28 protein-coding genes are annotated in these 24,419 nt (G+C 37.6%); 10 read left to right on the forward strand and 18 right to left on the reverse strand.

The genetic code is table 11. The features are described 5' to 3' along the window. Window position 1: 1 nt before the first annotated feature. From CH354_RS06490 to CH354_RS06545, 12 genes are all read right to left on the reverse strand, one after another. Window positions 2–934, reverse strand: a complete 933-nt coding sequence (locus CH354_RS06490; protein ID WP_100725791.1) for a UDP-glucuronic acid decarboxylase family protein — start codon at window positions 932–934, stop codon at window positions 2–4. Between the two features lie 57 nt (window positions 935–991). Then, window positions 992–1,873, reverse strand: coding sequence for a M50 family metallopeptidase (locus tag CH354_RS06495; RefSeq protein ID WP_100725792.1), 882 nt, complete (start codon window positions 1,871–1,873; stop codon window positions 992–994). A 15-nt stretch (window positions 1,874–1,888) separates the two neighbouring features. Further along, window positions 1,889–4,258 carry a PP2C family protein-serine/threonine phosphatase gene (locus CH354_RS06500; protein ID WP_100725793.1) on the reverse strand — a complete coding sequence of 790 codons (2,370 nt, stop codon included), beginning with the start codon at window positions 4,256–4,258 and terminating at the stop codon, window positions 1,889–1,891. Beyond that, complete coding sequence (locus tag CH354_RS06505; protein WP_100725794.1) at window positions 4,255–5,523, reverse strand: hypothetical protein; 1,269 nt, start codon at window positions 5,521–5,523, stop codon at window positions 4,255–4,257. The genes CH354_RS06500 and CH354_RS06505 overlap by 4 nt, the downstream gene beginning before the upstream one ends. Continuing rightward, entirely contained in the window at window positions 5,520–6,674 is a 1,155-nt protein-coding gene (gene argJ / locus CH354_RS06510) for a bifunctional glutamate N-acetyltransferase/amino-acid acetyltransferase ArgJ (RefSeq protein WP_100728860.1), read from the reverse strand. Before argJ ends, CH354_RS06505 begins: the two co-directional genes overlap by 4 nt. Before the next feature lie 51 nt (window positions 6,675–6,725). Next, complete coding sequence (locus CH354_RS06515) at window positions 6,726–8,090, reverse strand: HAMP domain-containing sensor histidine kinase (RefSeq protein WP_100716898.1); 1,365 nt, start codon at window positions 8,088–8,090, stop codon at window positions 6,726–6,728. Then, window positions 8,083–8,757: a response regulator gene (locus CH354_RS06520; RefSeq protein ID WP_015676633.1), complete on the reverse strand. Its 675-nt coding sequence runs from the start codon at window positions 8,755–8,757 to the stop codon at window positions 8,083–8,085. The genes CH354_RS06515 and CH354_RS06520 overlap by 8 nt, the downstream gene beginning before the upstream one ends. A gap of 71 nt (window positions 8,758–8,828) precedes the next feature. Continuing rightward, window positions 8,829–9,209, reverse strand: a complete 381-nt coding sequence (locus CH354_RS06525) for a hypothetical protein (RefSeq protein ID WP_100728861.1) — start codon at window positions 9,207–9,209, stop codon at window positions 8,829–8,831. A gap of 6 nt (window positions 9,210–9,215) precedes the next feature. Next, window positions 9,216–9,572: a hypothetical protein gene (locus CH354_RS06530; RefSeq protein WP_100716895.1), complete on the reverse strand. Its 357-nt coding sequence runs from the start codon at window positions 9,570–9,572 to the stop codon at window positions 9,216–9,218. Further along, a complete protein-coding gene (locus CH354_RS06535; protein WP_100728862.1) occupies window positions 9,556–10,038 on the reverse strand; it encodes an RNA polymerase sigma factor in 483 nt (160 codons plus the stop codon). Before CH354_RS06535 ends, CH354_RS06530 begins: the two co-directional genes overlap by 17 nt. Before the next feature lie 86 nt (window positions 10,039–10,124). After that, complete coding sequence (locus CH354_RS06540) at window positions 10,125–10,499, reverse strand: hypothetical protein (protein ID WP_100728863.1); 375 nt, start codon at window positions 10,497–10,499, stop codon at window positions 10,125–10,127. After that, window positions 10,496–11,668: a hypothetical protein gene (locus CH354_RS06545; RefSeq protein WP_100716892.1), complete on the reverse strand. Its 1,173-nt coding sequence runs from the start codon at window positions 11,666–11,668 to the stop codon at window positions 10,496–10,498. The genes CH354_RS06540 and CH354_RS06545 overlap by 4 nt, the downstream gene beginning before the upstream one ends. A 12-nt stretch (window positions 11,669–11,680) precedes the next feature. Between CH354_RS06545 and CH354_RS06550 the strand changes: the two genes are divergently transcribed. Both CH354_RS06550 and aat read left to right on the forward strand, forming a co-directional pair. Continuing rightward, window positions 11,681–12,412: a hypothetical protein gene (locus CH354_RS06550; RefSeq protein WP_100725798.1), complete on the forward strand. Its 732-nt coding sequence runs from the start codon at window positions 11,681–11,683 to the stop codon at window positions 12,410–12,412. Next, window positions 12,409–13,074, forward strand: a complete 666-nt coding sequence (aat, locus tag CH354_RS06555; RefSeq protein WP_100716890.1) for a leucyl/phenylalanyl-tRNA--protein transferase — start codon at window positions 12,409–12,411, stop codon at window positions 13,072–13,074. The genes CH354_RS06550 and aat overlap by 4 nt, the downstream gene beginning before the upstream one ends. Here aat and CH354_RS06560 read toward each other — a convergent pair. Together CH354_RS06560 and CH354_RS06565 are read right to left on the reverse strand one after the other, a co-directional pair. Continuing rightward, window positions 13,052–13,642 carry a hypothetical protein gene (locus CH354_RS06560; RefSeq protein ID WP_100725799.1) on the reverse strand — a complete coding sequence of 197 codons (591 nt, stop codon included), beginning with the start codon at window positions 13,640–13,642 and terminating at the stop codon, window positions 13,052–13,054. The genes aat and CH354_RS06560 overlap by 23 nt on opposite strands. A gap of 1 nt (window position 13,643) precedes the next feature. Then, window positions 13,644–13,979: an Mpo1-like protein gene (locus CH354_RS06565; RefSeq protein WP_100716889.1), complete on the reverse strand. Its 336-nt coding sequence runs from the start codon at window positions 13,977–13,979 to the stop codon at window positions 13,644–13,646. Window positions 13,980–14,193: 214 nt separating this feature from the next. On the opposite strand from CH354_RS06565, the gene CH354_RS06570 reads away from it, so the two are divergent. Further along, entirely contained in the window at window positions 14,194–14,481 is a 288-nt protein-coding gene (locus CH354_RS06570; RefSeq protein WP_012390137.1) for an LIC10235 family protein, read from the forward strand. Window position 14,482: 1 nt separating this feature from the next. Here the strand turns inward: CH354_RS06570 and CH354_RS06575 are convergent, their stop codons facing one another. Further along, a complete protein-coding gene (locus CH354_RS06575; protein WP_100716888.1) occupies window positions 14,483–14,662 on the reverse strand; it encodes a DUF1289 domain-containing protein in 180 nt (59 codons plus the stop codon). Window positions 14,663–14,748: 86 nt separating this feature from the next. On the opposite strand from CH354_RS06575, the gene flgN reads away from it, so the two are divergent. The 7 genes from flgN to CH354_RS06610 all read left to right on the forward strand — a co-directional run bounded on the left by flgN (window position 14,749) and on the right by CH354_RS06610 (window position 20,352). Then, window positions 14,749–15,261 (forward strand): flagellar export chaperone FlgN, encoded by a 513-nt coding sequence (flgN, locus tag CH354_RS06580; RefSeq protein ID WP_100725800.1) that lies wholly within the window; start codon window positions 14,749–14,751, stop codon window positions 15,259–15,261. 9 nt (window positions 15,262–15,270) lie between these two features. Continuing rightward, window positions 15,271–17,184 (forward strand): flagellar hook-associated protein FlgK, encoded by a 1,914-nt coding sequence (gene flgK, locus CH354_RS06585; protein ID WP_100725801.1) that lies wholly within the window; start codon window positions 15,271–15,273, stop codon window positions 17,182–17,184. A 5-nt stretch (window positions 17,185–17,189) separates the two neighbouring features. After that, on the forward strand, window positions 17,190–18,455 hold the full coding sequence (locus CH354_RS06590; RefSeq protein WP_238761269.1) for a flagellar hook-associated protein 3: 1,266 nt from the start codon (window positions 17,190–17,192) through the stop codon (window positions 18,453–18,455). Window positions 18,456–18,507: 52 nt separating this feature from the next. Next, a complete protein-coding gene (gene fliW, locus CH354_RS06595; RefSeq protein WP_174705089.1) occupies window positions 18,508–18,969 on the forward strand; it encodes a flagellar assembly protein FliW in 462 nt (153 codons plus the stop codon). Window positions 18,970–18,972: 3 nt separating this feature from the next. Continuing rightward, window positions 18,973–19,212, forward strand: a complete 240-nt coding sequence (csrA, locus tag CH354_RS06600; protein ID WP_012390131.1) for a carbon storage regulator CsrA — start codon at window positions 18,973–18,975, stop codon at window positions 19,210–19,212. A 61-nt stretch (window positions 19,213–19,273) separates the two neighbouring features. After that, the gene (locus tag CH354_RS06605) at window positions 19,274–19,948 is read left to right on the forward strand and encodes a lysophospholipid acyltransferase family protein (RefSeq protein ID WP_100716883.1); all 675 of its coding nucleotides are present in this window, start codon (window positions 19,274–19,276) and stop codon (window positions 19,946–19,948) included. Further along, window positions 19,945–20,352: an OsmC family protein gene (locus CH354_RS06610; protein ID WP_100716882.1), complete on the forward strand. Its 408-nt coding sequence runs from the start codon at window positions 19,945–19,947 to the stop codon at window positions 20,350–20,352. Before CH354_RS06605 ends, CH354_RS06610 begins: the two co-directional genes overlap by 4 nt. Here the strand turns inward: CH354_RS06610 and CH354_RS06615 are convergent. The 3 genes from CH354_RS06615 to CH354_RS06625 are packed head-to-tail and all read right to left on the reverse strand — an operon-like array spanning window position 20,349 to window position 24,336. Continuing rightward, window positions 20,349–21,176 carry a metallophosphoesterase gene (locus tag CH354_RS06615; RefSeq protein WP_100716881.1) on the reverse strand — a complete coding sequence of 276 codons (828 nt, stop codon included), beginning with the start codon at window positions 21,174–21,176 and terminating at the stop codon, window positions 20,349–20,351. The two genes, CH354_RS06610 and CH354_RS06615, sit on opposite strands and share 4 nt — an antisense overlap. A 13-nt stretch (window positions 21,177–21,189) precedes the next feature. Then, window positions 21,190–23,424 carry an alpha-glucosidase gene (locus CH354_RS06620; RefSeq protein ID WP_100725802.1) on the reverse strand — a complete coding sequence of 745 codons (2,235 nt, stop codon included), beginning with the start codon at window positions 23,422–23,424 and terminating at the stop codon, window positions 21,190–21,192. A 60-nt stretch (window positions 23,425–23,484) separates the two neighbouring features. Beyond that, the gene (locus tag CH354_RS06625; protein ID WP_100725803.1) at window positions 23,485–24,336 is read right to left on the reverse strand and encodes a sulfurtransferase; all 852 of its coding nucleotides are present in this window, start codon (window positions 24,334–24,336) and stop codon (window positions 23,485–23,487) included. Window positions 24,337–24,419 lie beyond the last annotated feature (83 nt).

The following is a 24,419-nucleotide window of genomic DNA, read 5'->3' on the forward strand; positions in this document are numbered from 1 at the left end:
TTTATACTCTTTTGCTAAAATATTCGATGGTTTTTTTTACACCTTCCACGAGTGGAACAGTGGTAGTATAATTCAGTTTTTCTTTCGCCAAACTTAGATTTGGTTTTCTTCTTGTTGGATCATCTTGTGGAAGTGGCAGATAAATTATTTTTGATTTACTTCCAGTTTCTTTGATCACTAGTTCTGCTAGTTCTTTGACAGTAAATTCACCATCATTGCCTAGATTCACTGGACCTACAAAATTTTCGACATTCATCATATCGATGATACCTTTTACAAGATCATCCACAAAACAAAAAGACCGAGTTTGGCTTCCATCACCATAAATTGTGATGTCTTCACCGCGTAACGCTTGTACGATAAAATTACTAACAACACGTCCATCATCTGGAATCATTCTTGGGCCATAAGTATTAAAAATGCGAATGACTCGGATTTCAACCCCATGTTGTCTGTGGTAATCAAAACACAAAGTTTCAGCCACACGTTTCCCTTCATCGTAACAACTACGAATTCCGATGGTATTCACATTTCCCCAATACGATTCCGTTTGAGGGTGTTCTAGTGGATTTCCATAAACTTCTGAAGTACTTGCTTGTAGGATCCTTGCTTTCACACGTTTGGCAAGTCCCAACATATTCATCATACCTAAAACGTTTGTTTTTACGGTTTTGATGGGATTACTTTGGTAATGGACAGGTGACGCAGGACAGGCCATATTATAAATTTGATCCACTTCTAACTTGATCGGATCAGTGATGTCGTGTCGGATAAGTTCAAAATTGGGATTTGAAAGTAGGTGAGATAGATTTTCTTTTCTACCAGTGTGAAAATTGTCTAAAACAATGATTTTGTTTCCAGCATTGAGCAGTCTTTCTGCTAAATGAGACCCGATGAACCCAGCTCCCCCCGTTATGAGAATTCTTTTTGCCATTGAGATTCTATATTTGTGAAGTAGGTGTCCTACGCAAATGAAAATTTGCGATAAGGACTAACCTTGGTTGTCTTTCGAAGGAGGATCTAAGAAGAAATTTGGAGGCAAAACGATCCCACTTTCCGGATCAACCCCTCTTTTTTCCAACCAAAGTTTCGCTTCTGGTGAGAGTTCCCCAGGGAATCGTTCAAATTGTTCCACGGGATCTGGAGAATGGTGGGCTTCCTCGTGAGAAAGAGAAGTTCGGAGAGACATAAAAATGATACCAATGCTAAGCAATGACCAAAGTGTTGCGATCAAATATCCCAAAATCAAAACCACTGTTGGAATTTCTTCATTTTGTAAATCTTCAGGTCCAAGGCCTGCCATCCAAAAGGCAAGGATGCCCGCATCGGTTTCTGCGAGTCGTTCTGCAAAATCAGATAAATCATATAGTGAATACAATGAAATGCTGGTACCTAAAAAAACGAGGGATAGGATCGAGGTCGTTTCACCTAACATCCCTAAAACTAAAATCCCAACTCCCCAGAAAATACCTGTAAAATAAGCTAGATCACCTAATTTTGAATACAACACACTGACAGAAATCAGAAACAATCCAAACAAAATCATTGTTTGGCGAGCATGTCGGCCTTGGAATCCTAATCGTAATAAAAATGCTCCAACAATGGAAGATCCAATGTATCCTGCTGATACAACTAGGATAAAAGAACCACGAAAGGATGCAGGAACAGCAATGGTCTCTCCACCTTCGTTACCGTGTAGAGTGATTCCTTTCACAACACCACCGCTAAAAAGAGCGGCTGTTGCATGGCAGATTTCGTGAATCAAAACCACAAACTCTTTTAAGTACGAAGTGAATTGGTGGTCCCAAAACGCGACTAAACTTAGGATGAGCGATAAAAAAATGACAAATTTAACAGGTTTTTCTGCCATCATCGGTTTAAATATCGGCTAGTTGGGGCTAAAAGAAAGACCAATAAATGTAATATCGTCTGATTGTTCCCGATTTCCTCTGAATTGTGTCATTCTTTGGTCGAGTAACGAGGGAAGTTCTTTGACCGTTTTGTCGGCATTATAATGCAAAAAATCAATGAGAGTGTCCTCACCAAAAATTTCATCCCGTTCACTGAAGGCTTCTGTAATCCCATCAGAATACAAAAATAGTTTGGTTCCTGGTAAAAGTTTCAATTCTTGAACATGGTAATCAGTTTCTAAAATTCCTAACACTCGTTGGGTTTTTGAATGTAATTTGATTTGGCCATCAGCGCGCATTTCTATTAGGGAAAGATGACCTGCATTTACATACTTAAAAACATTTTCAGTGGAATCGAATATTCCACCGAGTAAGGTCATAAATTCATTCCCTTTGTATCTCGCGCGAAAAAAGGAATTAATTTCTCGGAATAATCCTTCCAATGAAGTACCATTTCTCAATTGTTCTCTGACAATACCTTTAATAGCACTTACTAAAAATCCAGTTCCAAGTCCATGGCCAGCAACATCACCTAACAAAACAATCATTTTGGTATTGGAAATTGGGATGATATCTAAGTAATCTCCAGAAATACCAACAGCGGGTTTTGATATATAACCGTAATCAATACCTTTTACTTCACTCGGTAAAATCAATCGTAAGGTGTTGTCGACAATGGATGCTGTTTGGATATCTCTTACTATTTTACGTTTTTGAATTTCATCTTCCAATAAACTATAGTTTTCGAGTAACATTCCCGAAATTTTCACAACTTCATTAATGAATTTTAATTCTCCAATGGAAAAATATTTTTTATCTAATTTTTCTCCGATCAATATCATAGCTTGGATATTTTTTTTGTTTGAGGAGGAATCATATGCTGGAAATGCCAATTGAACATGTAGTCCTTTCAAAAAATTATAAAGTGTTTCTCGAAGTCCAATTCCATATTCTAAATGTGAGGTGACAGTAACACGATCAGTACTTTTGAAATAATTCCAAATCTCTGATTGTGGGGAGATTCTCATAAAATCAATATTTCTGAGATCAGTATTTGCGAATTGATCACCTGGAATTAGGATGATTAAATTAGAAACATTTACCGTTTCTTTAACGGTTTTGTTGATTGTGAGAATGGTTTTTCTCATTGATAAAGGAGAAGATAACAATGCAGTGATTTTATTGATGCCAGCACTAAGTTTTGGGTTTTTCTCAAAAAACCAATAATCGAAAAGTTCCTTCACTTTCAGTTTCAACGGAATTAAATACGCAGTTACTAAAAATAAAAAGATAAAATTGAAAACCCATCGGTCTCTTAAGTAACGAATGGGTAAAAGATAATCTAAAACAAAAATAGAACCAACATAGGTCCCCAAAATAATACCTACTAAAATTAATGTAACAATACTTGGTGTAAAGATGACAAACGACGGAACAAATGTATATCGGTATGTCCCATAAAAAAAGCTGAGTATAAACAATAAATATGTGAATATAAAGAAAGATCGGTGAACGTAAAACCAAGGATACCCATCAAAAAACAAAATACTTGTTGGTAGTGCTACATAAATGACTATAGAAAATACCAAAACCAATCGTTTTAAAAGTGCTTCCTCTTGAGGTTTTGATCGTATTAACTCATAAACATTTGCAATGATATTGATCGATCCAAATAAGACTGTAATTGCATGAGCAACAATTCCAATTCGCTCAATCAGAATTAAATCATACTTCTCTTGCGATGCTATCATTGCCATAATGAATGAAATCAAAACTTGAGGTAACAACCATTTTGAATTGATCTCCTTTCCTCGAAGTCGATAGATCAAATGGTATTGTAAAAAACTTCCTAAATATAAAGTTAGAATGAACAAAAAAATAGAATTTTTGAATGCGAGTACAAAAACATTAGATAAAATGATTAATCCAAAATTAAAGAAAAAACCAAATATTAATGCATCTCTTGTTGAATAGTAAAAATAGACAGCAATTGCTAGGCTAAAAAAAGCTAAAAATAAATCAGAAAAAAATACACCCAAAACATCTGTTTTGCGAATATTCTTTAATTTAAATTCTTCTTCGTAAATTTCTCCCTGTGAGTTTTTAAGTTTTAAAGTATAGGAATCTAATTTAGAAAAATCACTTATCGATTCAAACGTTTCCAAATCGGAAGTGACAATTGAATTTCCCCAATGAGTTCTATTTTCTTCGCCAATATTAACAATCAATCCAGAAGGGTAATAATAAAAGGGAAGTTTTTTGGAACTATTTTGAATTCCAATAAACGAAAAAAATAGGATTAAAAAAAATAATAATGAAGAGAGGATTGTAATTGCCAGTTCTCTCATTGGACTTCCAGCTCTTTGAAATTAAATTTTAATACGGGTTCTCCTCGTTGTTGAATGATGATGGGACCTTTGTCCATACTAATCATATTTTTCCAACCCATACTTGCCACAACTTCTTCCGAATTTCGAATAATCTTAAATTGTTTCCCTTCTTGGATAATATAAAGTTCAGAATAACCAATTTTACCAATGATCATTTCGTAATTTTCTTTCCAGTCTAACTTTTGAAAGGTGGACTGAATTAATGTTTTAATATCAGAAAAACCTTTCAATAATTTTAGTCTGGATTGTGAGTATACAACTCCTAAAATATAAGAAAGTATAATTCCGATATGTTGGTATGATTTTCCTGCATTTAAGATAACAAAAAACCAACTCCCATCTTCTACTTGGAAAAATTCGATGAGGTTTCGATTGGTTCGTTTAAAAGGTGTAATCTCCCAGCCAAGTATATTTGGAATTGTTCCTGTTTCTAATAAATTTTGCACTCGTACAGCATACTCAGCTTCTTTCTGATACTTTTTATTTTCAGAAATGTGATAAGAGAGGATATGATTGTGGATTGTGAGAGCAGATTGACCAGCTAATAACGACAAACTGTGGCTGGCCTCCGAATTAGGAATATTTGATACCGCTATAAAGCCAAATAATTTTTCACGAAAGATAAATGGATAAATATAATTAGCATGCAGTTCCATGAAGTCATTGTTAATGTTTTCATTTGAGAACGTGTTGGCAACCGATGCTCCATTCCGATTGGCTAATAAAAATGATTGAAAACTTGCTTTTACTAAAATGTCTTTTGTGGGACTTAATTTTTTTTGTCTTCCGCGAAAGTAGGAGTGAAAGGCAAACGTTCCATTTTGGGTTAAGACCGCCATCGTTCCTGATTGACTACCAGTAATTTTCACCATATCGGGAAAAACATTTTTAATCAAAGCATCAAAATTAAATCTTTTGATGGCTTGGCGATATGACTCAGCGTCTTCTGTCAAATATTCTGACAAAAACTTTGTTCGCATATACCTTGCTAATCGCTCAATTAATGGTAGATATAAAATTAAAGCAAAAGCACTTGTCAAAAGAAGTGCTAATTCCAATCGATAAGACATGGATTCAGGTATTTGAACTAAAATGATAAAATACGAAACATAAACTAATAAAATAAAAACAGTACGAGTGAATAAATTTGTAACCGAAAGTTTTAATTGGTAACTTGACGGTAAAAAAAATTTCAACGTGTTTTTTATTTTATTAGAAATCATGTTGTATAATATGCGTTTTCTTGGATGTATCCTTCAGTAAAGTCACAACTCCAAAAAGTTTTTTGAAAGTTACCTGTATTGAGTTCAACTGTAATGAAAATTTCTTCATTCGATTTTAGATATTCGGCTAACTTTGATTTGGTCTCATTGCTTGCACCTTTAACGGAAATGCCACCTAATTGAATTTCTAAGTGATCATATGGAATTGGTTCGTCAAAAACTTTACCAATTGCCATGATGAAACGTCCCCAATTAGGATCCCCGCCGTAAATTGCGGTTTTGACGAGAGGTGAGTTTAAAATCGATTTTCCAATCTTAGTCACCTGAAGATCGTCTCTTCCTTTTTTAACAGTTAGTTCGATTAATTTACTCGCACCTTCACCATCTCTTGCAATTTTTTTCGATAGTTCTGTGGCTATGTCTTTTAACATAGATTCAAAATTTTGATCGGGGATGGTTCCTAATTTACCAGAACACATTAATACTACGGTATCACTCGTGGAAGTATCCGAATCTATGGTGATACAGTTGTAAGTCTGATCAACAACACGTTTTAGAATTCCTTTTAGATCTTTCGATTCAGGTAAAAAATCACAAAGGATATAGGATAACATTGTCGCCATATTTGGTTCGATCATACCTGCACCTTTGGCGATTCCGTACATCACACCCTCATTTCCGTTATGCGAATAGGTACGGTAGGAAATTTTTTTCTTGGTATCTGTGGTCATAATGGCTTCAGCTACTTCATCTAAATTTCCAGGTTTTAAGTTTTCTTTGGCACTGGCACAAGCGGTGAGGATTTTTTCGATGGGAAGGGGAACACCAATCACTCCAGTGGAGGAAGGTAAAATATCTTCTTTGGTTATCCCTAATGATTTGGCTAAGGTTTCACAAATTTGATAAGAGTCCTTGATTCCTTTTTCTCCAGTAGCCACATTGGAATTTTTGGAATTGATGACGATGGCTTGTAAGTATCCATCTTTGATATGATCACGGCCAACATAAATGGGAGCTCCAGGAAAATTATTCCGAGTGAATACTGCAGCCGCAGAACAACGAACCTCAGAATAAATCACAGCAAAATCTAAACTTGTATCTTTGATTCCAATATTTTTGCCAAAGGAGTAAAATCCCAAAGGATACTTCATAATTACCTACCGGATACCAATATTCTATCCGGGGACTTCTCTTACGAGAATCTATTTTTTAGGAAAAACAAAGGAGAAAATGGACCCACCTTTCGGATTGGGAGAAACAGAAACCTCACCTGAATGTAACCTTGCAATGTGTTTTACAATGGATAGTCCAAGGCCAGTCCCACCTTCTTTTCTCGAGCGGTTCGTATCAACTCTGAAAAAACGCTCAAAGATTCGTTCCGCATCTTCAGAAGAAATGCCAATCCCTTGGTCGATGACTTGGATCACATTTTGTTCCTCTGTCGTGGATGCTTTGACAATGACACTGGAACCTTCTGGGCTATAAGCAGAAGCATTTGATATCAAATTTACGAGTAAGTCTTCCAATAACAATCGATCCGCTCGAACCTTTAGGTCAAATGGAATGTCGAGAACCAAGTTTTGTTTTTTCTGAGAATAAATCACACCAAGAGATTCCGAAACATTTTTGACCAATTCTAAAATAGAAACATCAGTCAGATTTAAAACTGTTTTGTGGTTTTCCAATCTTGAAACCGTCAACATATCTTCTACGATTCGAATGAGCCGGTCCGTGTTTCGAAGTATGGCATCCAAAAATTTTCTTTCATTTGAATCAGGTGGAAGTTTTAATTTGTATTCTAAAGTTTCCGCATAACCTTTGATTGATGTAATAGGAGTTTTTAATTCGTGAGATGCATTTTGGAAAAATTGTTCTCTTATCAATTGGTTTTGTCTGTCTTCGGTTATATCAGATATCACTCCGATATATAATTGAACCATGGCATCGGATTTAATTGGATAAATTCTTGCTGTGTAAAAATGAAGTCCATCCTGGAATTCAGTTTTTCCTTCTTTTCCTGATTTGATTTTATCGGTAATAAAACTTAGCAGTTCTTTGTTTTTGATTGAGGGTACAAATTCTTTGAATTGTGAATTTTTTTCTATTAAGGTTTCTGCAATATTTCGATTCAAAAATAGGAATTTATGGTTTCTATCAATTGCAAAAACACCCTCTTTTAAATTTTGAAGTAAGTAATTAAATTTTTCCTTTTCAACGGTAAGATCTAAAAATTGAACTTTAAGTCGCCTTGCCATTTCGTTAATGGAGGAGGCAAGTGTAGCCAATTCACGAATGTCAGGTGATGACAATTCAACACCAAAATCACCTGCATTGATTTCTTTTGTTTTTTTCTCAACCGTTGCAAGTGGGTCTGTGATTCGCATTGCAATGTTTGTGGAAATATAAAAAGTACCAAAGATGGCAATGAGTACAAAACCAAAAAGAATAAGTGGTCTTACGGCTGGGACAACCAAATCATAAATATAAAATACACCCAATGCAAGGGTCAAAAGTACGAGTAAAAGACCCCAATTGAGAAGGAGAAGTGTTGAAAAAAAACTACGCATCTCGGAATCGATAACCGACTCCGCGGATCGTTTCGAGTCGTTCTTTTTCGGAGAGTAATTTATCTCTTAGTCGTTTGATATTTACATCTACAGTGCGGTCAGTGACAAAAACGTCTTTGCCCCAAATCCGATCTAAAAGTTTGTCTCTGGAAAAGGCAACTCCTGGATTTCCAGCAAACAGCTGTAATAATTTAAATTCGATTAATGTTAGGTCAATCTCAGTTCCTTCGACAAAAACTTTGTGAGCGGTTGGATTGATTTGGATTTTTCCAGTGGTTATGGTTCCCTGTACTTCTTGGTTTGGGTCTGTTGTCCTTCTTGTGACAGTTCTAACTCGAGCCACAAGTTCCCTGATATTAAAAGGTTTACGGATATAATCATCAGCACCTAACTCTAATCCCAATACCACATCGGTTTCACCTGTTTTGGCTGTGACCATTAGGATCGGGATTTGTGGGTACTTTTCTTTGATCCTTTTACATAGATCCATACCACCGATACCAGGTAACATTAAATCTAAGATAATGCCATCAGGGAGATTTTTTTCTAAACGAGGGAGGACTTCCATTCCATTATGGCAAACTTCCGTTTGGAAACCTTCTTCTTCCAAATGAAATTGGATGAGGCCGGCAATGTCTTCTTCGTCATCTACAATCAATATTTTCATGAATTGCCTTTAAAATAACAGGGATTCATTACAAAAAGAATACAAAATGATGACAAAAAATCGATTCCCGATCATTTACCAAGCATTTGGTTGATGTCTCGGATCGCTTTTCGTTGGCGAAGCAGAATCAGACCTAAAAATCCAGTGAACAAAACGAAGGCAAGAACGTAGACCCAGAGTAACGATTTTAGTCGCGCTTGTTCTTTTTCAATCGCCTGGATTTCTTCTAAATGCGAGATGAGAAAGTAAAAATGATCTACTTTCGGATAGGATTTTTTCATTTCCAACCGTAAATCAGAGACAAGTACCTTTGCCTCTTCTTTGGAAAGAGATTCCACCAAACGAATCGATTTGTCCAGGTCCATGTTCAAAAATTCTTCTGCTGAAGGGAGTGGTTCTGCAGACAATGCGGATACGAATAAAAATAAGAAGGAAAATAAAAGACCTTTCACTAACGTTTAAACCTCTTCAAATCCAAGTTTCTCTTTCCATGCATTCAGAAAAGGAATTCTTGTGTTGAGGAGTAAAAAGCCAAGCACTAAGGAATAAAAACAAAAAAACAAACTTGAGCTGATGAGAAGAGGGAGTAAATAAATGGAACTCTCATCTTGGTGGATGGAAAAAAGCATCGTTCCAAATGGAATGAGTAATAACAGAAAGGATACAAAGAGAGAAGAGAATAAGAACTTAAGAGGCAAAATTTGGCTTAACACTCTGATCCTGATGATAGAAGGAACTTCCATATTTTTCAGAAATGGATCTGGTTCCGAAAAAATCTGTTCAGGTATAAAAATTTTTTTATCCTTCGATTTCATGAGACCACCATTTTCTTAAAAGTTCCTTACCTCGTGAGATATGACTTTTAATTGTATTTAGTTTGATATTTAGATCGTTTGCAATTTCCTTTAAAGGTTTGTTTTCAAAATAATGCAAGTGGATCGGCAATTGGTAAGATTTCGGGAGTTTTGCAATGAGGGAATGTAAAGTATGATGAGTTTCTTCTTTGTCCAGAATTTCGACAACAGAGGGTTTTGATTTGTCGGCAACAGTTGATACATCTTCTGTCCAATCAGTGATGAGATGAGATTTCTTTTTATTAACTTTTGTTAAGCGAAATTTTGCAATTTGAAACAACCATGTTGAAAATTGAGCTTCTCCCCGGAACTGGCTCAAAGATTCGTAGGCTTTGAGAAAAACTTCTTGGGTAAAATCTTCAGCTTCTTCTTCCGATAAAAAAGCTTTGCGAGCTTGAGAAAAAACCATCCCTTGGTACCGTTTCATCAGTACTTCAAATTGAGAAACATCTCCACCTAAAACGAGCTGGATGGAATTCCAGTCTTCGTCGTTACATTTCCGTTTGGTCTCTGTTACCGGCTCAGTTTGTAAAAGGTCAAGAGACCGAGTCCAATTGCGAATGGGATTAACCCTCCTAACATCGCCATAGAACGACCTAAGACGAGTATAAATACAAACGATAATGTAAATCCAGTGAATGTCAACAAAAGACCTAGTAAAAAAGAATACAATCTGATGTCAAAACTCCATGGTTTGTACTGACCCGACTGGATCAGCGCCATTTTCTGTTTATGCCACCATTGGAACAAAAAAAACAATAATGTGGTCCCAAATATAATCCCAATATGGGGGACTAAGTACAAAGCCAATCGATAGGGATCGGAACCACCTTGGTTTTGTATCTCTCTTAATAGTGTAACGATTGTTTCATACTGTTCGGGTGTCATGAAACAGCTTCTCCAATTAAATTTGATGCGTATGTACTAAGTAGTGACATACCTTCTGGTTTGTCACATTGGAAAATTTGTAATCCAATATTTGTAGTATCATTGTCTCCTTTTTTTAGACTTCGTAAACTTCCAAAAAAAGTGTAAGGAGATGAGTTGATTTTTAATTGGAAGGAAACTGGTGAACCTATAGGTCTTCCATCAATATTGGTTCCTTTCGGAAGTGTCATTCCTATCCCACGACCGTCTTGGCTAATGTCTCTAACGGGTGTTGTGCGAATTATTGTTTCCCAATCTTTTGCGTAAGCAAATTCAAGTTGGAAAACAAATTCTTCCGCTTTTTGGTCTAAAAAACTAAGTAAGGGTCCAATTCCCTCGGGGCCTTCGATATTTGATTGTAGAACTGGGTTTCCTAGGTCAGGCAAATTGCTGATGATTTCGAAGTATCCTAAAAGTACCTTACCATTGGCAAAAAATGGGAAAATTAACGTAGATTTTGTATTACTAAGTAATAACGAATCTAAATAGGATCGAACGTAGATTTCACTTAATTTTTTAGGACTGTAAAATCCACGATCTGTATAAAAAATCCTACGATTCGCATCACGGACGTAATATGGAGCTTTGGATGTAGCGAGGGCTTCCATAAGCTGGGTGTCTGCTGCATAATAAAAACCGATTTGGACTTTTTTAATAAAGTAACCAAAATTCGTCAGCACTTGTTCTAAGTGGATTTGCCACTGGTTCAGTGCTTGGTTGATAATGGAAGTTTTTCCGTAAATGGAAATCACTGTGCCTAAATCTGCGGTTTGTGCCATCTTCAAATCATAAGCAGAAATATCTTCGATCGCTGCTCGTTTTGCGGAACGTTCCAAAGGTTCGATTAAAATTTCGTATACCTGTAATAAATCGTCTTGGTACGGATTCACAGGTTTGACCCGTAGTTCCACACGATTTTCCTTTAGGACACAAACCAAGGATTTGGGTTTAGAGACCATAGGTTCCGTCGTTTCGATTGTGATGTGAACCGATTTTAGGATATCATTGACTGCGACAGGATTGATCAGTGTGAATTTTTGTTTGGTGTCACGATCTTGCAGAACCGTAGTTGTCAGTTTGGAAACAATCCCTAAAAGTGTCCTTTGGTCAGTCAGTCTATATTTTTTCATGGTCTAATGAGTATGATACGTAAAATCCTAATTTTCGCCATAGTTTTTCCATCCTTTTTGCCTCTTTTGGCAGAAAAACCTAAATACCAATATTTTGGTAAGGCATATGATCTAAACACAGGAAAGTACATTTATTCGGATAATCATAAAGAATATTATAATAATGGAAAACACACTCACTCCGAAATCCAATACAAAGATGCGAATGGAAAAGTATTTGGTTCCAAACACATTGAGTTTGATCAAAATTCGGAAGTACCTACTTTTAAAACAGTTGATGATAGAGATGGTTATACGGAAGGAGCTGATGTAAAAGGGAAATCAGTTCGTTTATATTTTAAACGTAAAAAAGAAGATCCTCTTTCTGAAAAAACATATACTCCTAAATCTCCTGCTGTGATGGACGGAGGATTTGATTATTTTGTTAGGAACAATTGGGAATCGTTGTCTAGAGGAGAAAGAATGTCTTTCCACTTCATCGCTCCTGTACAACTTGATGATTATAAATTTGCGGTATTAAAAATCAAGGATGGTGAGTGGAAAGGAAGACAAGCTCTTTACCTTAGATTAGAAATTGATAACTTTCTTTTGAAACAAGTTGTGAAACCATTTCTTTTGGTGTATGATGTTCAAACTCGTCGAATTTTACAATTCGAAGGTCTTTCGAATATCAATGATGAAAATGGGAAAAGTTTGAAAGTGAAAATTGTTTATGATTATCCAAAGGATGTATTGGAACCTTGACAAAAAGGAGTTTCGACCAATTTTTTAAAAACCCTCGGCATTGGAGGGAAGATTTGGTTGCGGTCGGTGGTGATTTCTCCGTTGATCGGCTGTTATACGCATACACACATGGCATTTTCCCTTGGTCTGAGGATCCTATTCGTTGGTATTGTTTGGATCCTCGCGCTATTTTTGACATTCACCGAGTTCATTTTTCTAAAACCGTTCTTCGTAAAGTAAGACAAAAAAAATTTCGTATCAGTTTTAACGAAGCTTTCCCGATTGTGATGCAGGCATGTTCCTATCGGGAAAAAGATAACACGTGGATCACTCCTGGTTTTATCGATGGTTATTTGGAACTCCACAAAAAAGGTTGGGCGCACTCTGTGGAAGTATGGAATGCGGAAAATGTTTTAGTCGGTGGTGTTTATGGTGTTGCGATCGGCAAGTTTTTTGCAGGGGAAAGTATGTTTTCCTTTGAATCGGATGCAGGAAAAATCGGGCTCTTTCATTTGTTTGCAAAACTAAAAGAATCTAACTTTGAGTTATTTGACACCCAACAGCTCAACCATGTGACTTGGCAATTGGGTGCTTATGAAATTCCAAAACTATCTTATTTAGATCGATTGGAACACTCTATTCAAGAGATGGTTCCTTGGGTCATTCCACCTTCACACGACTAATTTCATCCAATTCTACTTTCCAAAGTTTTTGTACTTCTTCTGTTATCTTTTCCCATTCCTTTTCTCCAATCATTGGTGCTTTGAATGGATCGAAGTTTGGATGGTTCTCGAAGAACTTTGTAATCTCCATCTGTTTCATCGTAGTTCGGTAAATCTCAGCTTCTTGGATTTCTGTCTCTGGATTTTTTTCTCCTTGGATGAAGAACGGTTTGGAAAGGCTAAGTGACAACTGATCAAAATGGTGCAGGTTCAAAACATAACCAATGCGTAACATCACCAAACTTTGGTATTCAATCATCACCTTGCGGTACTCAGACGGATCATTGAATGTTAAAGGACTATTACTCCCATAAATGACATGAACTTCGTTCTGTTTGTCTTTGTTAAGCGATGATTCGATGTTTTTAAATTCTGTTCCCAGTATCTTTGGCAAAATTGTTTCCGCAAAAGGAATGAGGGAACTTGTGTTTTGATCACGGATAGAAGTGATTTCTTCTTTTGTGATTTCTCTCGGGCGACAACCCGAGAGCAAAACAAGAGTTATCATCAAATTGAGAACTAGATTCATCTTAATTTTGTTTTGACTTAATTTTGGCAAATTCAACATCAATACGTCCTGTTAACATTTTGAAGTACATCATCCAATCAGAAACAAATGAATAAATTGGGTAGGTAAATGTTGCAGGGCGATTTTTTTCGACAAAGAAATGTCCGATCCATGCGAAGAAATACCCACTAACAAGCGCCAAACCTAAGATATACAACTTAGCAGTCGCAATAAATCCTAGAATACAACCTAAAGCAAGACTCGAGCCAACAAAATGTAACGCACGGTTAAACGGATGGCTATGTTCTTCTAAATAGAATGGGAAAAAATCTTTGAGTGTTTTGTACTTCTTTTCCATAAATTGGTCCTTTCTCTAAACCTTAGTCGATCTTTTCACTTTGCCAACACAAAAATCATTCCAAATATTAGAGTTTGTCCCTAGTTTTTGAAACTATATTCGAGAATTCAGATATGATTTTAAAATAGAGTTGCACGTTAGTGGGTACAAACTAATGTGCATTAACATTTAGAATCTAACAGAGAGTTAAATTTAGCAAAAAGTAGGAGAATGTATGAAGCCTAAATCGATTAAACCGGATGAGTTAAACAAGATTTTTTCCGAATTAAAAAAAGGAGAGGAGTCTGCCATCGGAAGTTATTTGGTAAAAGGAGTTCGTCTTCAAATCAGTAAATACAATTTATCAGGTGCCGAACGAGTTCAATTGTTATACAAAAGAAGAAGAGCACAAGGTTTGTGTATTGTATGCGGAAAAAAAGTCACAAAGAAAAATCCATCTACAGATCAACTTTATAGACTCTGTGAGGAACACCGCAATAAGATTGATAAAGGTACTAAGTAACCTATTCTGTGGTAGAGTTTCCCGCCTTTCTATGCGGGAGCTCCTGCCAGACCGCTTCTTTTTCCTCATCGCTCATACTGGACCAAGCCCCGATTTCTTCGATTGTTCGGTAACAACCAGCACAAAACCCAGATTCTGGATCCATCATACAGATTTTAATACATGGTGATTTTCGAGACATAGACCTGAAAATAGTAAATTTTTATAAATTTTCCTAAGCTAGTTTGGGAATCCGTCGATCCTTCCCATAAGGGAAAAGGAATTCGCATGTTGGATTGGGTAGAATCACTTAGAAGTTTATTTACTACAGAAATAGACTGTTACAAGCGCCTTTTGGATTTGGAAGGCAAAAAAAGAAACGCCATCCACCAAGCGGACGGCAAATCACTCGAGTCCTTTGTCAAAGAAAGTTATCATATCATGGTAGAAGCCTCTGAATTGGAACGAATTCGGATGAAAACCATAGAAGATGTCTATGAAAAGGAAAAGTTCCAAAAAGACGAATCTTCGATCACACTCACTCATTTTTTAAACCAAATGGACCGAGAGTCCAATTTTAAACTCAAAACGTTTGCATTAGAACTCAAAAAAGTGGTGGCAGACCTTAAGGATGCCATCATCACCAATGATAAACTTCTTAGAACCAGAAAAGAATTTTTGCAAGCAACCGTTGACTCTCTTCAAGAGTTATCCCGTGAAAAGGTATATACCTCTCACAAACAACCAACAAGGCGTGGGCAGAGCCAAAAAGGCGCGATCATTTTGAACGCGACTGCCTAGGAGAATCGTATGGGATCAACATTCCAAGGTATAGAAATCGGAAAACGAGGACTTTCGGTCCACCAACAAGCGATCCAAACCACAGGTCATAATATTTCCAACGCGGATAACAAACATTATGCGCGTCAACGAGTTGTCATGAATAGTATGGATCCAATTTATGATCCTGCTTTCAATCGAGCAGAAGTACCCGGCCAAATCGGACAAGGGGTAAAAATTTCTGAGATTGAACGAGTTCGTGATAATTTTATAGATGATCGTATCATTGATTCCTCTTCCTTAAAAGAATACTGGGGCAAAAAAAATGATTATTTGTACCAAGTAGAAACAGTTTTTAACGAACCTACGGGAACCACACTCAGGTCCATGATGGATCAGTTTTGGTCTTCTTGGGAAGATCTTTCGAACTATCCAGAAGAGACCGCTCACCGTGCCGTTGTACAAGAAAAAGCCGAAGCACTTGGTTCACGTATGGAAGATGTGTACAGAAAACTTTCTCTACTCCGTGACCAATCCAATCGGGAAATTGAAGCGAAGGTAAACCATCTCAATACGGTTGCAGAAAACATCAAATCACTCAATGAAAAGATTACCAAGTCACAAGCATTAGGTGACAATCCCAATGACCTTTTGGATAGAAGGGATGAACTTTTGCAAGAATTAGCTGGTATGGCGGATATTACCATCGGACGAAGTGATGAAGATGAACTCATGGTTTTTATTGGCCAACAAATCCTTATCCAAGGGCAAAAAGTTCACAAAATAGACTTGGTTGGGAATCCAAATAATGACGGATTGCTAGATTTAAAATGGTCTGAAACTGGTGATACAGTTCTCCTGCGAAAAGGGAGTATCCAAGCCCTATATGAAATCAGAGATCGAATCTTAGTCGAAAAAATCAATGCTGTCGATGCCCTTGCGATCAATGCTATGGATGTCATCAATGAAATCCACAAAGATGGATTTGGTCTGAATGGCAAAACCAATGTGAACTTCTTCGAACAAAGAGCCCTTGCAACGAATACCTTTGGGGAAATTGACACTGATGGTGATGGACTCAATGATAAAACAGCAGTGTTTCGTGTGACAGGTCGCACCTCTCTTGATCCTGATCGCCCGATCGGAATCTCAGGGACTATGCGATTTTTAAAAGCAAGTCCAGGTGGCGAAACAGAAATCCTTGTACCATATTCCAAGGATGATACATTAAATGCTGTCATCAAACGTATCAATCGTTCGGAAACTGGTGTTGTTGCTTACATGTCGCATGACAACCAATTGGCGCTAAAAGCAACGACAAACCCACACGATAAAAAAGAAAACTTTATGATCCGTCACTTAGAAGACTCTGGAGAGCTCCTTGTTGGACTCACAGGGATTTTGACTGCATCTGGTGTATCAGGATCGTTTGATTACCGTAAAATTGGTGAGATCAATAAGTTCCAAACAAATGCACAAGACATCACTCTCACACCGATGTACCATCCTTCTTCTTTTTTTAAGATGTCAGACGATGTGAGAAATAACCCGGCAAACATTGCAGCTGGTCGGGGTAAGGATGTGAATGGATCAGGCGATTACAATTCACCAAACGGTCAAAAAGATGGATCCAATGCACTTCTCATTGCAGCGGCACTAAGAGAAAAACCAGTGATGTTTGATTATTCCAAAACAACGGATGATTTTTACAACTCACTGATTTCAAGACTGGGAACTGAAGCTCGGGAAGCGAAACAAGAGTATACCACTCAAAACGAACTGATGGTGGAATTGGAAAACATGCGCCAATCAGTGATGGGAGTGAACTTAGATGAGGAGATGGCCAATATGGTCCAGTTCCAACAATCATATAATGCCTCGGCTCGTATGATCTCCACCCTCAATGAAATGTTAGATACCATCATCAATAGGTTAGGTGTATAATTATGATCAGAATCACTAACATGATGCAAAACAATTCCTTGGTGCGGAATTTAAACCGCCACCAAGTGGCAATGGACGAAACCCAAACTCAATTAGGGACTGGATTAAAAATCCGTAAACCTTCCGATGATCCGGGTGCTGCTACCAACCAAATGTACTTTCGTTCGCGACTCAATGAACTTTCACAATACGAAGAAAACATTGGTGATGGATACCAACGATTGCAACAGATTGATGGAGTCCTAGATAAGATGGGTGAAATTTTCCAACGCGTACGTGTGTTAACCGTACAAGCTGGAAATGGTATTTACCAAGGTGACAAAGGGTTCGAACTCGAAGTAGCCATTGGAAAAGAAATTGACCAACATTTACGTGCCATTGTGGATCTCGCAAACGCTCGTGATGCGACAGGACAACCTTTGTTTGGTGGTCATGTGATTGAAAGACCTCCCTTTGAACCAATCGAATCAAAAATTAAGGGTTTGCAAGGTTTAGAACTAAAAAACCAATATGTTGGTGTGGAATACCGCGGGGATATAGGCGAACAACTCCGTGAGATTGAAAAAGGTGAATACATTCCCATCACAATTCCAGGGAACAAAGTGTTTTGGGGAACAAACGTAAGTGTTACATCCAAAGTGGACAACTCTGCTTACCAAGCTACCTCTGACCAAAAGTTTAAAATTGATGGAGTGGAAATCCATATATCTGTGGGTGATACCATTGATGATGTGATCGATAAAATCAATAATGCTCCATTGGAAGTGAAAGCAAGTAAACTCGCCCAAGATAACATCTCCATTTCTTCCACAGCTCCTCACCAAATTTGGTTAGAGGATGTAGATGGTGGAACTGTGTTACGTGATATCGGACTCATTGAACCAAGTGCCAGTGAACCACCCAATAATTTTTCTAAATCAGCTACGGTAACAGGACTTTCTGTTTTTGATGTTCTCATCCAACTTCGAAATGACCTCATCCAAAAAGACCAAGAAAGAATTGGTGGTCGTGATTTAGGTGATTTGGATTTAGCTTTGGAGAATATTTTACGCCACCGTTCTACTATTGGTGCACGTATGAATCGTTTGGAACAACATGAAGAACGTGTTTCTTATGATAAAATGTACATGACGGAACTCCTTGCTAAAAATGAAGGAATAGATTTTCCGGAAACCATCATGAATATGAAATGGTTAGAAACTATTCATAGTTATGCGCTCAATGTTGGATCTAAAATCATCAAACCAACTTTGATGGATTTCCTCAGGTAATTGGGATTAAATGACAGGCACATTAGAAAGATTAGAAACAACAGGAACTAGAATGTCGGTAACGATTCATACAAAACCTTTCGGAACCATCCAAGTGGATTCAAAACAAATTCTAAAATTCCCACAAGGGTTACTTGGATTTGAAGAATTTGATGAATATGCACTGATTGAAGAAAGTGCAGAAAGTCCATTCAAATGGTTACAATCCACAAAAGAGTCGGGTCTTGCATTTATTGTGATCCAACCTGAACTGTTTATGAATCATTACAAACCTGCAATCAGTGACGAAGAGTTACATGATATCGGTTTAACTAGTTGGAAAGATGGGATAATTTTTCTCATTGTGACCATTCCCCATGACAATCCAAAAGGTATGACTGCCAATTTACAAGGGCCTATCATCCTGAATGGGAAAGAAGGAAAAGGAAAACAATGTATTTCTAGAGATGAGAACCATCCAATTCGCAAAAATATAATAGAGTCAATGGAAGAGATGTCTTCCGAAAAGGTTTAGCTCGTGTTAGTTTTAGCAAGGAGAAGTAACCAATCCATTATGATAGGTGATGACATTGAAATTGTCATCGTTGATATCAAAGGGGATCAAGTGAAGATTGGTGTCAAAGCTCCTAAGAATGTTTCTGTACATAGAGCAGAAGTGTACAAAGAAATCCAAGAAGAGAACAAAAAAGCTGCAGGTACAAATATCAAACCTGAAGACTTAGGTAAATTGGGAGACCTATTTAAGAAGAAAACTTAACTTGATCTTTCTCTAATCATAACATTCTCTGGAAACAAACTCCAGGGAGTGAATTTATCTCTTGAAACGAAAAATATTAGTTTGGCTTTTACCTCTTATTATCGTTTGGCTACAACGATTCATCGGCCTCACATCGCGATTTCGCATTTTCAAAAACGAACAATATGAAGAAATATTTAAAAATAAAAAACCATATATCTATTCCATTTGGCATACGAACGTATTGTACTCTCCTTACCTTCATCGAAATAAAAATGTAGCAGTCTTAATTTCAGAATCAAAAGACGGAGATTTTATCAACCAAGTGGTTCACCGTTTTGGGAATTCAAGCATACGTGGCAGTAGTTCTAAAGGTGGATCAAAAGCATTAAAAGCAATGATCCAACATTTAAAAAAAGGATTACCTGCTGCATTTACACCTGATGGACCAAGAGGACCTGCACTCATTGTTCAACCTGGAATCATAGCAGCTGCACAAGTCACACAAGTTCCCATTGTCCCTTTTCATTATGAATGTTCAAGGCAATGGATTTTGGAAAAAGCTTGGGACAAACATAGGGTTCCAAAACCGTTTACAACCTTTGTTGTTTCGTATGGAGAACCAATTTACGTTCCTCGCGAATTAAACGAGGTGGAATTTGAAAATATGAGATTGAAAGTCGAAGAAGCTATGTTAAAAAATAGAGACAAAGCGATTCAGGAAGCGGAACGAATTCGTACAGGAGATTCCAAATGACAGCAGTATTCGAAGACAAAGTAATCGTCACAACAGAAAACACGAAATACGAAACCAAAATCTCAAAAGGCAAACACCATTGGATAGCAGACGAACCAGCAGATAAAGAGGGAACTGACCTAGGTCCTATGCCGACAGAACTTCTTGCCTCCTCTTTAGGAGCATGTACATCGATTACGATAAGAATGTATGCAGATCGAAAAGGGTATTCTTTAGATTCAGTTTCTGTCCAAGTAACGATTGATAAACGTTCCCCAGAAGACCACAAATTTGTTCGTGAAGTCACTCTTAAAGGAAATTTAAAACCTGAGGAAAGAGATCGATTGTACTCTGTTGCCAATGCTTGTCCCGTACACAAGATTCTTACTGGCAAAATCGAAATCGAAACTCTTTTACTCCCTTAAACCCACAAGGGGATGACAGTGGCAGATCCCCCTGTCCATTCGATCTTTGTGTGAAAGTGTTTCCCTTCTCTGATCCTTGGGACTTTGGCTCCATTCACATAAAAAGTCCCACCAGTGTATTCATGTGTTTCCCTTTCTTTGGTTTTGCTAATGGAATGGTGCATGTGGCCAGAAAGGACAAGGGGAACTTTTTTCCCAATCGATTTGGCATATTGAATGGCTTCCGTTAAATCGGTATCACCCCAATCACCACCTTCCTTTTTAAATTCTGCACCATAGATCGCATTTTTAGCAGAACCAAGCCCAAAAGGTCCGTTATGCGAAAGGAAGAGTAAATTTTTTTCTTTTGTTCCATCAATCAGGCGTTTGTAGGTTTCGATGGAGGTTTCCATATTGGTTACATGATAGGTCTTTTTTAAATGAGGTGCAAAACTAAGTCCTCCACCCATGGCATGTGGTCTCCCTACAATGAGAGACAAATCCAATTCTTGTGACAATACAAGTGAACTATAACCAAGGATTGTGATTGGTCTCACTCGTTCGGATAGTTTTTGTAATCTTCTACCTTGCCCCAAATGACCTGATTGGATCAGGAGTTTGGAATTTACAATTTCTCCAACCACGGAGGTGAGACTTGTTCCATCCCAATTTCCAGGTATCATATACGCGCGTTTGGTGAGTCCTTGGAAGGAAACCTTTCCTAGTTTTGGATTCCCCCTTAGATCACCTGTAAAAAACAAAAAGTCATAATCTGACTCATTGAAGTATTCAATGTCCTTTTGGTTCCAATAACCATGGATGTCTCCAATTAATGCAAATTTCATCTGGGTTGGTTCCTTAATTCTTATTCCGTATACTTTCTAAGGAAGAACGAATGAGACCCTCTGATTTTCCTCCCACACGGATAAAAGCAGGTGGTTTGCCAATCGGTGCAGAGACTTGTATTTTTCGATTTCCTTCATAGGTTGTGCCTGTCCAAAAATGAGTCCATTTCCCTCGAGGTAAATATACATCTTGTACAATTTCATTTGATTCCACAACAGGAGCGACGAGCAAATCATCTCCTAAGAAAAATTGGTATTTGTAATTGAGGAGAATTTTGTCTTCTGGTTCCACAATGGCATTGTGTCTCACAACAGGAAGTCCTGTTTTTGATGCTTCTTCCACCAAACTTTGGATATATGGTTTTAAGGCAAAGTGGATCCTTGCAATTTTAGCAAACAGTTGGACTGTATCTTCATCCCCCAGTGATTTAGTTCCATCAGGTTTTGTGTATGTATAGACTTGCCAGTTTTTCAGAGGTCTGTTCCCTTCGTGTGTGCGAAAGACAGGCGTAAATGCAGAAACTTCTGCCCATCGGAGTAATAATTCTTTGGTACGATGGTAGTTTTTTAAAGGATTGGATATCGTTGTGTAACCACCAATATCACTATGGTTTAACGCATAACCACTGATACCTGATGTTGTGAGTCCAACAATAGATGACGGAAGTCCATCATTGGTTCCAAAACTGACCATTTGGTCTCCTTCCCAAAAAAGTGTGGAATAAGCATTGGAATAACTATAACCTGCTCTTGTAAAAAATACAATTTTTCCTTCCATCCCTGCTTCTTTGATGGCTTCACGATTGATCCTTGCCCAATCCACAGGGTAACGGTTGTGGTACACTTTTGCATCTACACCTGAGTAAAGTTTTGCATCATAGGGTAACCATTCTCCGAAGTCGGCCATCCATCCAGATAGACCCATTCCAATTAAATTCTTTTTGATGAGGTCTTTTGTCCATTTCACAGCGAGTGGATTGGTAAGATCAATGAGGTAAGCTGGAAAACCAACGGTTTGGATGAGGTAATCTTCTCCTTTTGCATTTTTAACAAGATACCCTTTTGTTTTTGCTTCTGTGAGGAGGGGGTTTGTAAAATCATCACCAGGTTTTTTAGGGTCAGTATCCGCTAAGAAAGAATTGATATAACCTAATACCTGCACGTTTTGATCATTCATTGATTTTACAAATTTTTTAAAATCTGGATAGAGGGATTCATCGGCATACCAACGCCATTTGAGTTGGTCACCAAAATTGGTAACTCGCCTTCCACACCAATCTTGGATCCAAAGTGCTGTAACAGGGTTTCCAGCATCTTTTGCTTGTTTGACGATGGATGTAACCTTATCAGTTCCCCCTTGGACACCTAACCAAGTACCGTACGCCCATTCGGGGAGTTTTGGAAAACGTCCTGTTTTTTTGGTGTAGGTTTCGATGAGTGATTTGGCAGATGTGCCGAGCCAAATGGTACCAGAAATGGATTTTTCAGATTGGAAGTCCCAAAATTCTACCTTGGTTTTTTTTGCGTGATCAAAATCAAACTTCGCATAACCACTGTTTTCAAAAAAGACAGATCGATTTTCTGAACTGATATAATGGGGAATCGGAGCATAGGTTGTATAAGCGTTTCCGCCAGCTCCTGCGAGTAAATTGGCTCCTGTAGTGATGGGTTGGTCTCCACGACCAATGCCTTGTTCTTCTGTGAAGAAAAATGGTTTTTTCCCTTTGAACTCATCATAAGTGAATTGTTCACCGAGTCCAAAAAACTTCTCATCCGGCTGAGAAACATACACAAGTTGGATTCGATTTAGATTTTCATCTGAGACAGTGATTTTGAATTCAATTTCAGTATCAGATTTTGCAACAAAGTTGACCTCGTAATTGGAAGAACAATTTTTCCCTGTTAATTTACCAAAGATGGTAATTTTCCCATTTTCTTTTTTGATGGAATCCACTGTTTGTTCGGAACAGGTTCGTTTGATTGACTCTTCAAATTTAAAAGAAGCCATTCGGTATTTGGAAATGGTTTCTACTTCGGAAACAGAGAGGAAAGGTTCATCTAACGATAATTTGATGAAGTTTTTGTCAAAGGATGTATTTTTGAGAATGAACTCTGTTGGTTTTTGGATCCATTGAATTTGTTTGGAAACTTGGTAGATTTCTTCCTGAATGGGAATGGGTGTGAGAATATGTGATGCACATTCCAGGAACAAAAAGAAAAAACATAGGGATAAAAAACGAAAAACCATCGGATCCTCCAAGAGCGAGAGCTTAGTGAACCGATGGTCTTAAGTTACGTAAATCTTTTTTTAGACTTTCTTTCGATCGACTCCACCTACCCTTGGAGCTGCTGCTTGTGCACCTTGTTTGGCACCAAAAACGGCAACTGCTTGTTTGGGTAAGTTGGATTTACGCCATTCGAACCAAGAACCTTGGTAAGTGGTAACGTCAATGTATCCTGCCTCTCGTAACATAAGAGCTAACAAACACGATCTGGCACCATTGTAATCATAAATCACAGTTGGTCTTTCGGGCATAAAAGGAAAACCATTCAGACGTTTTTTGAAAATAGAACGTTCGATGAGATTGGCTTCTCCATCATACAAATTCCTCCAATCCCAAAGGAAAGCTCCTGGTAACCGACCACAAAGAGTTCCTTCTTCTGGTGCTGTGAGACGAGGAAGACGACCTTCGTATTCGTCCATAGTCCTTGCATCAAAGATTTGTAATTTCGTAAGATTTCGTTCCATGAAGGCTTTATCAACAACACCTTCGATTGGTTTTGCCTTATCCGCAACAGGAGGTTCCATTTTGAGATCTCCTTTTGCTTTTTTGCCTTCTACAGGCCATTTTTGGCCAAGAACATATGCATCTTTGATTCCCATTCCACGGAGTAAATACACCATACGAGTGGAAAACATCCCCATTCCTTCATCAAAAACAATGATTCTTGTCTTTTTTGATTTTTGAAACTCTTGGACCACAGAGGCCATAGGGCCATATAATTTTTTTTGGGATTCAGGGTCAGAGCCGAATGCTTTTTTGATAAATGGATAGTAGTAGGCACCTTCTAATGTTTCTTCTTCATATGCTGATTGGGAACGACAATCGATGAGGAAGTCACCAGGTTCTATTTCGGTTTTAAGAAAGTTCCAGTTCAAAAAAGTATTCTCCTATTTCTTACATTACTTTTCCCCCCCTCGAATTTTTGAAAGTCTGAAAACCAAAAAAAAAATTCAAAGCT

Source organism: Leptospira levettii (genome assembly GCF_002812085.1).
GTDB lineage: Bacteria > Spirochaetota > Leptospiria > Leptospirales > Leptospiraceae > Leptospira_A > Leptospira_A levettii.